Below are 15,504 nucleotides of genomic sequence, written 5' to 3'. Positions count from 1 at the left end.
CAGGGAGTGCGCGATGGCCAATCATGACAAGGGCGGAACAACGTTTTCCGTCGACGGTGGAGCCGGTTCCATCAGTTACACCTTGGCGGAGATTGCCGAATCGGGAGTCAAGCTTGGGCGGCTGGCACAACTCATGGAGCCCTTGGCTGATCGTTTGGCAGGGGAGTGGGTGTGGTTGTGCCAAGCCGCAGCCGGCACTGCGCCGTATCCGTTTGCGGCGTCGGACGCCATGCGTGATGCGATGTGGTCGTTCCGCAGGGCACAGGCGGACACGGCCGCCCTTGCCGCCAAAGCCACCCAGGCGGGCGCAAACTATGCCGCCACCGAGGCCCGCAACGCTGCCATCGGGGCCCAACTTGGCGGCCTTGGCGGGCTCCGGGACGGCCTAAATGCGTGGGCGCTGGGGCCGCTCATGTCATGGAGAGTCGCGTTGGACGTTGCCGGGCAGCTGGGGAGGGCCAGCAGCCATGGGGCCCGCGATGTCACGGAGGGAGTCTTGAACAAAGGGCCGTCCTATGCGGCGGGCCTGTTGGGCCCTGGCCCGGCAGCGCTCCACTTCCTGGCCCTGCTGCGTCGCCAGGATGTCCGGAACTCAGGTGTTGCGCAAGCGCATGCGCTGCGGACATTCTTTGACGCAACGGGGCTGGCTACTCCTGGTCAACTTCAAGTTCGCCGGGTGCCTGTCCAAGAGTGGCGCCCGCGTCCCGGCGTGCAGCCACAGCGCCCCGGCGCCCCGCCACCGGGGCAGGGCCCGCCTGCGCTAGCGGAGCCGCACGAAATGGCGGCGAGCATCCGCGGCGTGCTGGACGGCAGCAAGGACGCCTATGGCTACCCGCCCGGCTCCATCTCGGTGGTGCAGGTGGGGCGCCCCGATGGCACCATTGCGTGGGTGGTCCACCTGCCCGGCACTGAGGACTGGTCAACCATTGACAGTGTCAATCCCTTTGACATGGAGGGCAACGTGGAGGCGCTCACTGCTGCGGGGCAACAACAGTTCCAGCAGGAGCGAATCCTGGTCCAGGAACTCATCCGGGCCGCCCTGAAAACGGCCGGCGCAACCCCTGCGCAGGAGGTCCTGATCACGGGGCACAGCGGCGGTGGCATCCACGCGGCGGCAGCCGCAGCAAGCCCGGCATTTTTGGTCGACGTCAACGTCAAGATGGTGGTCATTGCCGGTGCCCCCGCCAAGAACCAACACGTGCAACCGGGCATTGCTGTGTTGGATCTACAAAACGAGCATGACATTGTCACGGCGGCGGACTTCGGTGCGCCGCCGGCCGAGCCGAACTGGGTCACTGTGACATCTCACCGCCCCAATGCCCTCGAAGGCGAGGATCTTGGCTCAGTCCTTGCCCAGGCTCACTCCGTGGAGAACTACGTTGAGGACGCTGCCGCCTTGGATTCGAGCCAGGACCGGGCCATTGTGGACATGCGCGAGAGGTTGGCGGTGTTTCTGGGTGTGGGAGCCGGGGTCGGGGCAACAGTCCAGGGGGTGAAAACTGTTTACCAAGGCCGTGACGTCAACAACCCGCCCGCGACGGTTCCCCGTACAGGCAACGGCCCCGCGAAACCCAAGCCCGGCGTCGACTATTCGCCAGGTGCACGGTGACAACACCAGCTCGCACGAAAGAGAGTGACGCCGGCTCAGCTGCGGTCAGCGGTCTTAGTCAAACCGCCGGCCAACATGGAGACAAGGCTGATGATCAAGGCGGCCAAAATGGCTGTCCAGAAGAACTCGTCAATGGTGAACTGGACGGGCGAATACGTGCTCAACCACGCCGTCAGCCACAACATGGCCGCATTGATCACAATGGTGAACAGCCCCAAGGTCAGGATGGTCACAGGCAATGACAACAGCTTCACGATGGGTTTGACCAGGGCGTTGACCACACCAAAAATCAGGCCAACAAACAAGTACGCCAGGATGGTGTTGAAGGTGGTCTCGGTCCCTGCGGACGAGCTGGCTGCGATGTGCATGCCGGGCAGAATCCAGCCGGCAATCCACAGCGCAACGGCATTGATGCCTACTTGAATCACGAAATTTCTCATGTTTCCATAGTTCCACAATCCCCAGCCCAACAGTTGGGTGGCCGGGCTCTCAACTAGGCTTGGGGCATGACCGAGACAAACAGCACCAACACTGACGGCGTCCAGCCCCGCCCGGTAGTGGGCCGCCTGCCCAAATATGCTGCAGGGAAACCGCCGGAAGGCGTCACAGGGCTGGAGAGTTTCAAGCTGTCCTCCAATGAAAACCCGCTCGGTCCGGTCCCGGCCGTGTTGGAGGTCCTGCGCGGCAGTGTTGACGTCCACCGCTACCCAGATCCCAGCTGCACGCTGCTGCGCAATGCCCTGAGCACGTTCCTGGGTGTCCCCGCCGATGACATTGTCACAGGAGGCGGCAGCCTAGGGGCGCTCAACCAGATTCTGGCGGCCTTCGCGGGCCAGAACGAGGACGGCATCCCCGACGAGGTGGTGTATGCGTGGCGATCCTTCGAGGCGTACCCGATCTGCGTGGGCCTGGCAGGTGCCAAGAGCGTCCAAGTTCCCGTGCGCGCCGACGGCAGCCATGACCTTGCCGCCATGGCCGTTGCCGTCACCGAACACACCAAAGTGGTGCTGCTGTGCACGCCCAACAACCCCACCGGAACCGTCCTGCGCTCGCAGGAAACCGAGGACTTCATTCGCCAGATCCCCAGCAGTGTGGTGGTGGTGGTTGATGAGGCGTACCAGGAGTTTGTCCGGGCCGACGACGCCGTCAACGGGGTGGACATCTACCGGAACCACCCCAACGTGGTGGTATTGCGAACGTTCTCCAAGGCGCACGGGCTTGCCGGCCTGCGTGTTGGTTATTCGGTGTCCCCGCCGGAGATCACCCAGTACCTGAGGGCGGCGGCCACCCCGTTCGCCGTGTCAGGCATTGCCGAGCAGGCCGCCGTCGCATCCTTGGAAAACTACAACGAAGTTCTCGAAAGAGTCCAAAGCCTTGTCAACGAGCGTGCCCGAGTCGTGGCCGGGCTTCAGGCCCTGGGCTGGGACCTTCCAGACGCCCAAGGAAACTTCGTGTGGCTGGCGCTGGGCGACAACACCCAGGAGTTTGCTGCCCTGGCCCAAAGCCATGCGCTCTCCGTCCGCGCCTTCGGCGATGAAGGGGTGCGGGTCAGCATCGGGGAGACCGAGGCCAACACCCGATTCCTAGCAATCTGTGCGTCCTATACAAAAGCGCCACGGCGTTCCTAGCGGTTAACAAAGGCATCATTTGTCAGCCCGTACGGATACAGTGGTAAATCGAAAACGTATATATATGCACACGACGGAATACATTCCCGATAAGGCATATATCAACCCCAACGAGTCGAGGCAGGGTGCTCTGTGCCCCTGAGATTCGGCAGACGAGGAGACAGCATGGGCGCCGCCCAGCCAGCAGGAGAGTCCGCAGGAGTTTTGCGGAGCAACGAAGTAGGCCCGCATGAGGCGCTCCAGCTCCTTGACGAGCACGGAACAGTCCACCAGGACGACACTTTCAGCCCCTACATCAAGGCGTTGAGCGTAGAAACCCTGTGCGGGTTCTACGCTGACATGGCTCTTGTTCGACGTTTTGACACCGAGGCCACAGCCCTGCAACGCCAGGGCGAACTGGCCCTGTGGGTGCCCATGGTGGGACAGGAAGCGGCCCAGATTGGTTCGGGCCGGGCCATGAACAAGGCCGACTACGCGTTCCCCACCTACCGTGAGCACGGTGTTGCGCTCACTCGCGGCCTGGATTTGGCTGATCTGCTCAAGCTGTTCCGCGGCATTTCCAACGGTGGTTGGGATCCCCGTGAGACGAACTTCCACCTTTACACGCTGGTCCTTGCCGCTCAGACCCTGCATGCTGTGGGCTATGCCATGGGCATTGCGCGCGACCGGGCCGCCGACCCCGCCATCGAAGCTGCCGCCGTCGTCGCCTACTTTGGTGACGGTGCCAGCTCCGAGGGTGACGTCCATGAATCCATGGTCTTCGCCGCCTCCTACAACGCCCCTGTTGTTTTCTTCTGCCAGAACAACAACTGGGCCATCTCGGTTCCCTTTGAGGTCCAGTCCAAGATTCCTTTGGTCAACCGTGCCGGCGGGTACGGGATTCCCGGCATTCGGGTGGACGGCAACGACGTTCTGGCCGTCTATGCCGCAACCCAATGGGCCCTGGATCATGCCCGCAACGGTCATGGTCCCGTTCTGATCGAGGCCTCCACCTACCGGGTGGGCGCCCACACCACGGCCGATGACCCCACCAAGTACCGCATGCTTGCCGAAGAGGAGCTGTGGAAGACCAAGGATCCGCTGGCGCGCCTGGAAACGTACTTGCGGGCCGAAGGTTTGGCCGACGACGCGTTCTTTGAGCAAGTGAAGAACGACGGCGACGAACTGGCTGCCCACGTCCGCAAGGTCACGCTGGCGATGGGTGGGGCGGATATTCGGCAAAAGTTTGCCACCGTCTATGCCCAGGCTCACCCCTTGGTGGCCGAGGAGCTGGCGTGGTTTGAAAACTATGAGGCGTCCTTTGGCGATGCCGGAACGCAGGACGGCCCAGCATGACCACAATGACTATTGCCAAGGCCATCAATGAGGGTCTGCGCGCCACCCTGGCCCAGGATCCCAAGAGTTTCCTCATGGGCGAAGACATTGGCGCGCTCGGCGGGGTTTACCGTGTCACCGAAGGCTTGAAGAAGGAATTCGGCGACCACCGCGTCATGGACACGCCGTTGGCCGAATCAGGCATCATCGGAACAGCCATCGGCATGGCCCTGCGAGGGCACCGACCCATCTGCGAGATCCAGTTCGACGGCTTTGTGTTCCCGGCCTTCAACCAGATCACCACGCAGCTGGCCAAGATCCACACCCGCTCCGACGGCCAGCTCAGCGCACCTGTTGTTATCAGGATTCCCTACGGTGGCGGCATCGGTTCCATTGAGCACCACTCCGAATCGCCCGAAGCGTTGTTCGCCCACACGCCGGGCCTGCGCATCATCACCCCGTCCAACGCCAACGACGCCTACTGGATGATCCAGCAGGCTGTTGAATGCAAGGACCCCGTGATTGTTTTTGAGCCCAAACGCCGCTACTGGCTCAAGGGCGAGGTGGACACCGAGACCTCCCCGGGGGACCCGTTCAAGGCCCACGTGGTGCGGGAAGGAACCGACGCGACGCTCGTGGTCTACGGCCCGCTGGTCCCCGTCGCCCTCGCCGCTGCCAATGCCGCAGCGGAGGACGGGCACAGTGTTGAGGTCATCGACCTGCGCTCCATTTCCCCCATTGACTTTGACACGGTTGAAGCCTCCGTCAACAAGACCGGGAGGTTGGTGGTTGCCCACGAAGCTCCCACCTTTGGCGGCATTGGCGGGGAAATTGCCTCCCGTATTAGCGAACGCTGCTTCTACTCCATGGAATCCCCGGCCATTCGGGTAGGCGGCTTCCACATGCCCTACCCCGTGGCACGCGTTGAAGAACACTATCTGCCGGACATCGACCGCATGATGGAGGCGTTGGACCGCGCCTTCGCATTCTAGGAAGGCAAACACCATGTCGAACCTGTTCCTTTTCAATCTGCCCGACGTCGGCGAAGGCCTCACCGAGGCCGAAATTGTCTCCTGGAAGGTCAAGCTCGGAGACATTGTTGCCGTCAACGATGTGATCGTGGAGATTGAAACAGCCAAGTCCATTGTGGAACTACCGTCCCCTTACGCCGGGATGGTGGCCCAACTGATGGTGGCCGAGGGTGACACGGTGGATGTGGGCACACCCATCATCGCCATCGGGTCGGAGGTTTCGGCCCCGGCGGTTGCCCCGGTTGTTGCTTCTGCTCCGCCAGCGTCTGAGGCCGAGGTCATGAAGCCGCTGGTCGGTTCCGGACCCAAGGCCGACGCCGTGAAGCGCCGCCCCAGGGCTGGCTCGGCTCCCGCTGTGGCCGCCACTGTCCCGGCGCCTGCCGCGGAGCAGGCACCTGCCCAGCCTCCGGCGTCGAGCATCCCGCTGTCCGTGGCCGCGCGACCCAACCGCGTGTTGGCCAAGCCGCCCGTGCGCAAGGCTGCGAAGGACCTGGGCATCGACCTGAGCGAAGTGTCACCCACGGGTGTGCGCGGCGAAGTGACCAAAAAGGATCTGCGCAGCTACCAGGATCAGCGCACGGCCGAACAGGACGGCGCCGGCACTTTCTGGGCGCCTGCCACAGGGACGGGCCTGGCTGACGATCCTCGCATAGAACGCATCAAGGTCAGGGGCGTCCGTAAGGCGACAGCAAAGGCCATGGTGGAGAGCGCCTTCTCGGCCCCGCATGTGAGCATTTTTGTGGACGTTGATGCCTCACGCACCATGGAGTTCGTCAAACGCCTGAAGGTTTCACGCGACTTTGAAGGCATCAAGGTCTCGCCGCTGCTGATTCTGGCGAAGGCTGTCATCTGGGCTGCCGCGCGCAACCCGTCCGTGAATGCCACCTGGACCGGCGACGAAATCATCATTAAGCACTTCATGAACCTTGGCATTGCCGCCGCAACCCCGCGCGGGCTCATGGTGCCGAACATCAAGGACGCCCAGAACCTGTCCTTGAAGGAGCTGGCCATTGCGCTGAACTCCCTTGCGACCACAGCGCGTGCCGGTAAGACGCAGCCGGCCGACATGCAGGGCGGCTCGTTGACTGTCACCAACATTGGTGCCTTGGGCATCGACACCGGAACGCCCATCATCAACCCGGGCGAGGTGGCCATCGTGGCGTTTGGCACCATCAAGCAAAAGCCGTGGGTGCTGGACGGGGAAGTCATTCCGCGTTGGATCACCACCTTGGGCGGATCCTTCGACCACCGTGTGGTTGACGGCGACCTTTCGGCCCGCTTTATGGCAGATGTTGCGGCCATCATGGAGGAACCGGCGCTGCTCCTGGACTAGCCTTTTGCAACTGACCCGCAGAAAACGCCGAAAATCGCGCTAAAAGCGCGGATTTTCGGCGTTTTCTGCGGGTCAGTTGCAAAAGTGGGGGGTGCGGTGGTTGGACTTGGCGGAGCCCCGAATGTAACAGCATGACCAATGTCACCGCCACCCCTTAGTATTGTCTCGATCGGGCTCGCCGATCCGGTACTTGGGGGACAAACTTGACATCAACCACAGTGGGTCGCGCACAACGTGTGCGGCATCGAATGACGGCAGTCGGTGCCGCAACCGGCGTTGCCGTTCTGCTTGCCGGCCTGTTGGTCGGCCCGGCTGCTTTTGCAGACCAGCCGGAAACGATCCCGACGCCATCGGCCAGCGCCGATACTGCCGCTGTTGCCGGAATCGCCGTGCCCGTGATTGCGGGTGATCCGGTGGTGGGTGGCACGCTCACCTCGACGGGCGGGGAGTGGGGCGGTGCCGCTTGGCTCCGCTATTCATGGGACGCCAATGATGAAACCGTGCGTTCTGAATCGTTGCCCGTGGGCACGCCGTCCACCCTTCAGCTGGACAACAGCCTGGCGGGCGCAACGATCCGCCTGACCGTTGTGGCATCCGTGGACAAGGGTGGTCCCGGCATTGATGCCGCCGCCGCCGATGTCACCGTTGGCGCTGGCACGTTCGGAAACGTTGCCTGGACAGGCTTGGTGGGCGGCACGCCCAAGGTTGGGCAGACCGTCTCCGTGCCGGAGCCTCTCTGGCAGGGCCCGTTCGGCATGAAGGCGCTCACCAGTTACCAGTGGTACCGCGGATCGTCGGCAATTTCCGGCGCCACAGCAAGCAGCTACACCGCCGCTGCGGCAGACTCCGGCCAGCTGCTCTCGGCCAGGGCCACGCTCTCGCTTTCGGGCTACGAGCCGCTGGTGCTGGTGTCGAAGCAGGCTGAAGTGGCCCAGGGCACCTTTACCGCGGCGCCGGTGCCCACTATTGCGGGAACGGCGCGGGTTGGCCAGGTTCAAAGCGCAAACGCCGGCAACTGGGCGCCCACCGGTGCTGCATTGTCCTACCAGTGGTACCGAGGCGCGGCCGCGATTGCCGGCGCCACGGGACGCAGCTACACAACTGACGCTGCGGACAATGGAAAATTGCTCAAGGTACGCGTCAGGGCCACCAAGGCCGGATTTGCGACGGCCGAGAAGTTCTCCGCAGCGCGGACCATTTCCGCCGGAATCTTTACCCCCACCAAGTCCGTTACTGTCACCGGCGTCTACAGGTTTGGCCAGACGTTGAGGATTTCGCAAGCCTGGTCCCCGGCCCCGACGTCCACCGCATACCAGTGGTACCGCAATGGCGTGGCCATTAAGGGCGCAACGGGTTCATCACTGAAACTAAGCTCCAGCTACATCGGGGCGAATATTTCGGTCAAGCTCACGCTGCGCAAGGACGGCTTCACTTCACGGTCCACAACAACAGTCCGCAACCTGGTCCGCAACGCCACCGTGGCGACGGTCTCGGCACCGAGAATTACCGGTACCTTGAAGGCCGGTTCGGCCCTGACCGCCACCAACGGCAGCTACTCGCCGGCACCGACGTCTGTGACCTTCCAGTGGTACCGCAACGGCGCTGCCATTGCCGGGGCCAGGAACCGCGCCTACAAGCTTGCAACCGCGGACAACGGCAAGTCGATCACGGTGCGTGTGCGAACCTACCAGCGGTTCTATGACTCCAAGGTTGTCGCGAGTCCTGCCGTCAATGTGCCTATGCCGCCGGTCACCGTGATCGGCCGCGACGGCACCTACCGCGTGGGTTCGGGCCTCAAGCCCGGGCTCTACAAGGCAACCGGCGGCGGGCAGGGCTGCTACTGGGCACGCCTGAATGGGTTCTCGGGGAGCCTCGAGCACGTCAATGAGAATTACTTTGGCCCGGCCCGCACCTACGTGCAGATCTCTGCCAGCGACGTAGGTTTCAACACCCAGGGGTGCGGTGCCTGGACCACGGTTCTTCCAACCGGGGCCCGGGCGTCCAAGATCACGGCAGATGGCACCTACCGGGTGGGCGTCGACATTCTGCCCGGAACCTACTACGCTACCGGCCGCGGGGACTCCTGCTATTGGGAAACTCTCAGCGGCTTCGGAGGGTCGTTCGGCGAAATCACGGAGAACTACTACGGCCCGGCAAACACCATCGTGGAGATTCCGGCGTCAACGAAAGGCCTCATCGTTCGGGGCTGTGGCACGCTGACCCGCTTCTAGGGAGGGCGCGAGGATCGTCAGTTGCAAAGGTGGGGGCTAGTGTGCGGCGACGGCAGCGGCCAGGACCGGTGCCAATCGCTTGACCCCTTCGCGCAGTGTTTCCGGCGGGACGGCGCTAAAGGCCAGTCGCAGCTTGTTGCTGGGGCCGGGGGACGCCGAGAAGGCAGCTCCGGGAACGAAGACCACCCCGGCATCGATCCCCTGATACAGCAGCGGGTACGTGTCGATGCCTTCGGGCATGGTCAGCCAGACGAAGAAGCCGCCCTCGGGGCGGGTCCAGGTCACTTCCGCGGGCATGAACTCCTCGAGGGCTGCCAGGAGGGCCGCGCAGCGCTCGGCGTACAGTTCACGGTAGGTGCCGATCTGGCCCTGCCAGTCGTAGTTGCGCAGGTAGTCGCTGACAAGGAGCTGGTTAAACGTGGGCGGGCACAGCGTGACAGCCTCGCTGGCCAAGTAGTAGCGCTGCTTGAGGTGTGCCGGCACCAGGGCCCAGCCAATGCGCAGGCCGGGAGCGAAGATTTTCGAGAAGGAGCCCAGGTACAGCACGTCCTCGGGATTTGCCGCACGCAGCGGCTCAGGCAGGACGCCGTCGAACTTCAACAGGCCGTACGGGTTGTCCTCCAGCACGAGAATATTCGCTTCACGGCATATATCAACGATTTCTTGGCGACGCTCAGGTGCCAACATGACCCCGGAGGGGTTGTTGAAATTGGGGATGGTGTAGAGCAACTTGATGCGCTTGCCCGCTGCCTGCTGCTCCGCGATGATGCTGCGCAGGGCTGCTGGAATGAGGCCGTGCTCGTCTCCTGGAACTGCCTGGACGTCCACCTCGTATGCCTCAAAGGTGTTCAGGGCGCCCACATAGGTGGGGTCCTCGAGGAGGATTACATCTCCTGGATCGCAGAAGACCTTGGCGGCAACATCCTGAGCCGATTGGGAGCCGGCGGTGATGACCACATTATCCGGGTCCGCGTCCAGAATCCCTTCGGCCGCCATGACGGCACAGATTTGGGTGCGCAACTCCAAGGTGCCCTGCCCGCCGCCGTACTGCAATGCTTCGAGCCCGTGTTCGGCAATGATGGACGCTGCCGTGCCGGCCAGGCGCTCCAGCGGCAGGGACTGCAAGTACGGATTGCCTCCGGCGAGTGACACGAGGCCAGCTTGCATCGAAATCTCAAACACATCACGCACGGCTGATTGCTTGATGTTGGCCGCTCGGGACGAGAGTAACTCCTCGTGCCTGTGCGCGGGCGTGGCGGCGACGGTAGCCGTGGCGGCACCACTTTGGGCACGGGTCAGAGCGTCGACGGCTTCTTCGGACAGTGTTTCGGCGGCAGCGTTGGCGCCGGAGCTTGAAGTGTTCACGTGCTCAGGATATAACCATTGTTGCTAAATAGGCATCAAAAGTTTTTCAACCGTGCATATTATTTCAGGCTCAAGGCATCACTCAACGTTTTCCCGTTGACGAATATCGCTACGGGGGCTCCGGCTGCCTGCGCGGCAGTGCGCAGCAGCTGCTGATCCACGCGGGGAATGTCGCATTCACCGCCCAGTGTGAGGGTCCCGCTCAGCTGCGCCGTGATGGTGTTGGTGGACCTGTCCACCGAGTCCACACGCAGCTGCGATTGCCACAGGGCGTTGCTCAGCCCCGACTGTCCAATCGTCGCGGAGTGATTCGCCAGCAGGGTGCGCAGCGCCCCTTCCACCGGGTCGGTGAAGGTGACTGTCTGACTTGTCACGGCCACCGCGCTGTCCCCGCAGCCAAGAGTGGATTCGGCAGTCCCGGCGTCGCCCTGTGCAATGTAGAAGACTGTCACCGATGCCGAGGTGGTCATCACTGTCGGGTCATTTCCGCCCGTCGCAGACGTAGCTTCGCGGGTCGACGCCGCGCCGGGGCTCGACGTCGCGGCACGGGTGGCGCTGACCTCGCCAGCGGGGGTGGGGGCGCCCGCAGGCGACTGGGTTGTTACCGTGTCGGTTGATTCGAGTGCCGCCGGGAGGCCACCCGTGCAACCGGTGAGCAACAGGACCATGCCGCACGTGAGTACCGCTGCTGACGTTTTTCCGCCCTCACGCATGACGCCTCCCTGAAATCCATGGGGACCTTAGATCCCCATGAAACCACCGTATGCCTGTGGCGCGGCAAGGGATAGCGCGCAGCCACAAAGGGCGTCGAACCGCAATGTCATTGCGGTCCTATCACGGCAGTGTCGAGGATGCTTCCCGAGGGCAGCAAAACGCCGACGGCGTGTCAGGCTGGTGCGGGCGGATGAAATTTCACCCGCCCCACCATCCTGGTACGCCGTCGGCGTCAGGGGCGGGGTCGGCCTAGACCAGTTGGCGCCAGTCTGCCGCCAGGGGCAGCTCGTGGGCGTTGGACACCGAGTGGTGGGTCACCTGGCCGCCGGCCACGTTCAGGCCTGCAGCCAACGCCGGATCTGCTTCCAGGGCGGCGACAACACCCAAATTCGCGAGGGCGAGGGCGTGGCGCAGGGTTACATTGGTCAGTGCGTAGGTTGACGTGTTCGGGACGGCGCCGGGCATGTTAGCGACGCAGTAGAACACCGAGTTGTGGACCCTGAAGGTGGGGTCGGCGTGCGTGGTGGCGTGCGTGTCCTCGAAGCAGCCGCCCTGGTCCACCGCGATGTCCACCAGCACCGAACCGGGCTTCATCTTGGCTACGAGTGCGTTGGTGACCAGCTTGGGTGCCTTGGCGCCGGGGATCAGCACCGAACCAATGACCAGGTCCGCTGCGAGCAGGGAGCGCTCAATTTCCAGGGTGTTGGAGGCAACTGTCTTCAAGCGGCCCTGGTACAGGGCGTCAAGTTCTTGCAGGCGGCCGATGTTGATGTCCAGAATGGTCACATCGGCCCCGGCGCCGATGGCCATGGCCGCTGCGTTGGTGCCGGACACGCCGGCGCCCAAAATGACGACGTTGGCCGGCCGGACGCCCGGGACCCCGCCGAGCAGGATGCCCTTTCCGCCAGCCGGTGCCGTGAGGCACTGGGCGCCGACCTGAACTGAGAGTCGGCCGGCAACCTCGGACATGGGTGCCAGCAACGGCAGGGTGCGCCCGATCTGCACCGTCTCGTAGGCAATGGCCGTCACGCCGGAGTCCATGAGCGCCTTCGTCAGTTCCGCCTCGGCAGCCAGGTGCAGGTAGGTGAACAGGATCAAGCCCTTACGGAAATGCGTGTACTCGACGCTGATGGGTTCCTTGACCTTGACCACCATGTCGGCCCGGCCCCACACCTCGGCTGCGTCATCGACCAGTTCGGCGCCGGAGGCTACATATTCCTCATCGGCAATACTTGAGCCAATGCCCGCGCCGCGTTCAATCAGGACTGTGTGCCCGTGGCGGGTGAGCTCGTGGACGCCCGATGCCGTCATGGCCACGCGGAACTCGTTGTTCTTGATCTCTTTGGGAACGCCAATAATCATGATTTTGTCCTTCAATTCGGTACGGTGGGCCTGCGCCCGGACGCTATTGCTCTACTGACAACACTAAGGCCCGCCTGTGAACTAGTTCATAGCCTCTCAGCGTCGCCGGTGGCACAAAATCCCGTAATGGCGGGGATTTTCCTCACATCGTCTCGACAGATGTCGAGGGCTGCGGGTTCAAGTGTCGCCTACTGTCGTGTTGCTCCGTTACGCTGACTTCATGCCCAATCCGGAGATCGATGTCCTCGTGGAGCAACTGGCCCTCCAGCTCGGTCGCGGACTGTCCCTGGAGGACCTTGATGGCCTCCTGCTGGCGTACAGCGCCAACCAGTCTCATGCCGACAGGGTGCGGGTGAACTTCCTGCTGAGCAAGCGTGTGCCGGCAGACGTCAGTGCCTGGCAGCTTTCCCATGGCATTGCCAGCGCCGTCCGGCCCGTGGTGATCCCCGCCAATGAGGGCCTGGGCATGTTGGGCCGGGTCTGTGTGCCCCTGTTGGTCCGCGGATTCCGGGTGGGCTACCTGTGGGTCCAGCAGGATGTGCAGGAACCAAGTGCGACCGCGATCCTGGCGCAATTGCCGCAGTTCAGGGACTCACTGGAGCTGCTGGCCACACTGTTGTTGGACTCCAACACGGCCGAATCCAGTGTCCGTCAGCTGCGCGAACAACAATTTCTGGCCGCCGTCGCCGGGGACAAGCGCGCCATAGACGTCCTGGGCGAGTGGCCCGAAATTCGCCAAAACGGCCCCTGGCAAGTGGCCACCATCTACGCGGCGCCGGGCTCCCCGGGGCCGTCCGCCGCGCCCAGGGCCGCGGACCCCTTGGCCGCGGCATTGATCCACCGCAGCGCGGGCCTGCAGGGCACCGTTGGTGTGGACGAGGCCTTGTTCAGTGCCGGGCTGGCCACGCATTCGGCGCTGTTGTTTCGCCACACACCGGGACGCAGCAGCCACGCCGCGGTGCTGTCGCGCTACGCGGCGGAACTGACCAAGCGGACAGGTGTCCCGCCGTCGCACGTGGTGATGGGTATCAGCGAACCCCTCGTGTCCCTGCGAGCCCTGCCGGCGGCCAATACGGAGTCGCACATTGCCGCCCAGGCGGCCATGGTGGACCCGGCCCTTGGCGACATTCTCGATGTTCGCGGCGCAGGCGTCTATGAGGTTCTCGCCGGCGGCGCCGCCGACCCCGAGGACAGTGTGTACTACCGGTTGCTGCGTGATCGCGACGGCGCCAGGGAGCTGTTCCCCGTGTTGGAATTGCTGTACGACAGCGACGGCGCCGTGGCTAGGATCGCCGAGCAGCTTCACCTGCACCGCTCAAGTGTCTACAACAGGCTGGCGCGGGTGCGCGGCATCATCGGGGCTGACCCGTTGTCCGGGCGGGTGCGCCTGGAGCTGCACCTGGCGTTGAAGGCTGCCCGCTGGGCCAGCCGGCCCCGCCTCACCTGAGGTGGAGCGTTAGGGCTGTGTCATAGCATTTTTTGGCGCTCCAGCCACGCCATGATGTCCTGGCGGCGAATCCGCCGGTGCGAGCCGCGATACTGCACGGGAATCTCGCCCCTGTCGGTCATATTGCGCAAGAAGGTGTTGGATATGCCAGCCAGCTCGGCTGCCTGCGAGGTGGTCAGCAGTTCGGCAACGCTCGCCACCGTCACAGCATCGCCGCGCGAGAGCCTAGCCAGCAAGTCCACAACGGCGTCCCGCACCTCGGGTGCCAGGCGGTGCGCGGTGCCGTCGACAAACACTGTGACGTCGTCGCTGTCGGCCAAGGCGCGGGCCAGTGAAAGTTGCTCCGAAGCGGCAAGGCCGGAGCTGATGCGGGGTGCGTCGAGGGTCATGGGTCATACTTTAGCGCGCCCGGTAGGGTATGAGCCATGACGCAGAGAATTCGCACCGCCCTGCTGGGGTTCGGCCATGCTGGCAGTGTTTTTCATGCCCCGGCCATAGCCTCGCTTCACGACTTCACCCTCGAGGTCGTGGTCACCTCAGATCCGGAGCGCCAGGCCCGGGCCCGCGCAGCCTATCCCCAAGCCCGCGTCGTTGGCTGGGAAGCATGGGCAGCACCGGGAAGTCACCACGGTATTGACCTGGTGGTGGTGGGTACCCCGCCGGCAACACATGCGGACCTGAGCCTTGCCGCACTGGAGGCAGGGTGCGCGGTGGTGGTGGACAAGCCGTTCACCGTGACTAGCGCCGAGGGCGAGGACCTGATTGCCCTGGCTCAGAAGCGCGGCCTGGTGTTGACGACATACCAAAACCGCCGCTGGGACGCGGAAATTTTGACCTTGAAAAAGCTGCTGGCGCAGGGACGGTTGGGTCAGGTCCGCCGCTTCGAGTCGCGGCTGGAGCGCTGGCAGCCAAGCATCACCAAGGAATGGAAGGCCAAGGCTGACGTTGCCGCCGGCGGTGGCGTCCTCTTTGACCTTGGCATACACCTGATCGACCAAGCCCTGGAACTTTTTGGTCCCGCCAAGCGCGTCTATGGCGAGGTGGCGGCCCGCCGGTCAGAAGAACCGGCCGACGACGACGTCTTTGTTGCGCTGGAACATGGTGGCGGGGTCATTTCCCATCTGTGGATGAGCCTCAACGCTCCCCAACCGGGCCCGCGCCTGCGCGTGGTGGGATCCGAAGCCACCTACACGAAACGCCACGCCGACGTTCAAGAGTCCCAGCTCCTGGCCGGCATCCTGCCGGGTGACCCGCGCTACGGGGTGGATCCGAGCGAGAACTGGGGTGTTCTGGGTCGGGACGGGGCACTGGAGCCGGTACCTACCGAGCAGGCCAGCTTTGGACGCTTCTACGAACTCTTGGCGGACGCACTGCTCCGTGGTGGAGACGTCCCCGTCAACCCCGCGGACTCCGTGGCTGCGCTGCGGGTCATAGAGGAAGTTCGGGCGCAACTCGGGTAAAGCCACGTAA

General features: G+C 63.7%; 13 protein-coding genes. 8 read left to right on the top strand and 5 right to left on the bottom strand.

The features are described from left to right. Nucleotides 1-13 precede the first annotated feature (13 nt). A complete protein-coding gene (locus tag ACX80E_RS10065) occupies nt 14-1,609 on the top strand; it encodes a hypothetical protein (protein WP_459301781.1) in 1,596 nt (531 codons plus the stop codon). Between the two features lie 35 nt (nt 1,610-1,644). On the opposite strand, the gene ACX80E_RS10060 is transcribed toward ACX80E_RS10065, so the two are convergent. After that, nucleotides 1,645-2,049, bottom strand: coding sequence for a phage holin family protein (locus ACX80E_RS10060; RefSeq protein WP_459301780.1), 405 nt, complete (start codon nt 2,047-2,049; stop codon nt 1,645-1,647). Between the two features lie 66 nt (nt 2,050-2,115). On the opposite strand from ACX80E_RS10060, the gene ACX80E_RS10055 reads away from it, so the two are divergent. The 5 genes from ACX80E_RS10055 to ACX80E_RS10035 all read left to right on the top strand — a co-directional run bounded on the left by ACX80E_RS10055 (nt 2,116) and on the right by ACX80E_RS10035 (nt 9,146). Continuing rightward, the gene (locus tag ACX80E_RS10055) at nt 2,116-3,237 is read left to right on the top strand and encodes a histidinol-phosphate transaminase (RefSeq protein ID WP_459301779.1); all 1,122 of its coding nucleotides are present in this window, start codon (nt 2,116-2,118) and stop codon (nt 3,235-3,237) included. Nucleotides 3,238-3,402: 165 nt separating this feature from the next. Continuing rightward, nucleotides 3,403-4,572, top strand: a complete 1,170-nt coding sequence (pdhA, locus tag ACX80E_RS10050) for a pyruvate dehydrogenase (acetyl-transferring) E1 component subunit alpha (protein WP_459301778.1) — start codon at nt 3,403-3,405, stop codon at nt 4,570-4,572. Continuing rightward, a complete protein-coding gene (locus ACX80E_RS10045) occupies nt 4,569-5,543 on the top strand; it encodes an alpha-ketoacid dehydrogenase subunit beta (protein WP_459301777.1) in 975 nt (324 codons plus the stop codon). The genes pdhA and ACX80E_RS10045 overlap by 4 nt, the downstream gene beginning before the upstream one ends. Before the next feature lie 13 nt (nt 5,544-5,556). Beyond that, nucleotides 5,557-6,915, top strand: coding sequence for a dihydrolipoamide acetyltransferase family protein (locus ACX80E_RS10040; RefSeq protein WP_459301776.1), 1,359 nt, complete (start codon nt 5,557-5,559; stop codon nt 6,913-6,915). 203 nt (nt 6,916-7,118) lie between these two features. Next, complete coding sequence (locus ACX80E_RS10035; RefSeq protein ID WP_459301775.1) at nt 7,119-9,146, top strand: hypothetical protein; 2,028 nt, start codon at nt 7,119-7,121, stop codon at nt 9,144-9,146. Nucleotides 9,147-9,182: 36 nt separating this feature from the next. Here ACX80E_RS10035 and ACX80E_RS10030 read toward each other — a convergent pair whose 3' ends face one another. The 3 genes from ACX80E_RS10030 to ald all read right to left on the bottom strand — a co-directional run bounded on the left by ACX80E_RS10030 (nt 9,183) and on the right by ald (nt 12,587). Then, nucleotides 9,183-10,511, bottom strand: coding sequence for an aminotransferase-like domain-containing protein (locus ACX80E_RS10030; protein ID WP_459301774.1), 1,329 nt, complete (start codon nt 10,509-10,511; stop codon nt 9,183-9,185). Between the two features lie 59 nt (nt 10,512-10,570). Further along, nucleotides 10,571-11,224, bottom strand: coding sequence for a hypothetical protein (locus ACX80E_RS10025; RefSeq protein ID WP_459301773.1), 654 nt, complete (start codon nt 11,222-11,224; stop codon nt 10,571-10,573). A gap of 250 nt (nt 11,225-11,474) precedes the next feature. Next, entirely contained in the window at nt 11,475-12,587 is a 1,113-nt protein-coding gene (ald, locus tag ACX80E_RS10020) for an alanine dehydrogenase (RefSeq protein ID WP_459301772.1), read from the bottom strand. A 220-nt stretch (nt 12,588-12,807) separates the two neighbouring features. Between ald and ACX80E_RS10015 the strand changes: the two genes are divergently transcribed. Next, the gene (locus tag ACX80E_RS10015) at nt 12,808-14,034 is read left to right on the top strand and encodes a PucR family transcriptional regulator (protein ID WP_459301771.1); all 1,227 of its coding nucleotides are present in this window, start codon (nt 12,808-12,810) and stop codon (nt 14,032-14,034) included. Nucleotides 14,035-14,054: 20 nt separating this feature from the next. On the opposite strand, the gene ACX80E_RS10010 is transcribed toward ACX80E_RS10015, so the two are convergent. Beyond that, entirely contained in the window at nt 14,055-14,423 is a 369-nt protein-coding gene (locus ACX80E_RS10010; protein ID WP_459301770.1) for a helix-turn-helix domain-containing protein, read from the bottom strand. A 36-nt stretch (nt 14,424-14,459) separates the two neighbouring features. Between ACX80E_RS10010 and ACX80E_RS10005 the strand changes: the two genes are divergently transcribed. Then, nucleotides 14,460-15,494 (top strand): Gfo/Idh/MocA family protein, encoded by a 1,035-nt coding sequence (locus ACX80E_RS10005; protein WP_459301769.1) that lies wholly within the window; start codon nt 14,460-14,462, stop codon nt 15,492-15,494. Nucleotides 15,495-15,504: the final 10 nt, after the last annotated feature.

This window comes from Arthrobacter sp. TMN-49 (assembly GCF_054511095.1).
The sequence above is the reverse complement of the archived record's forward strand: the minus strand, read 5'-3'. Positions and strand labels throughout refer to the sequence as shown.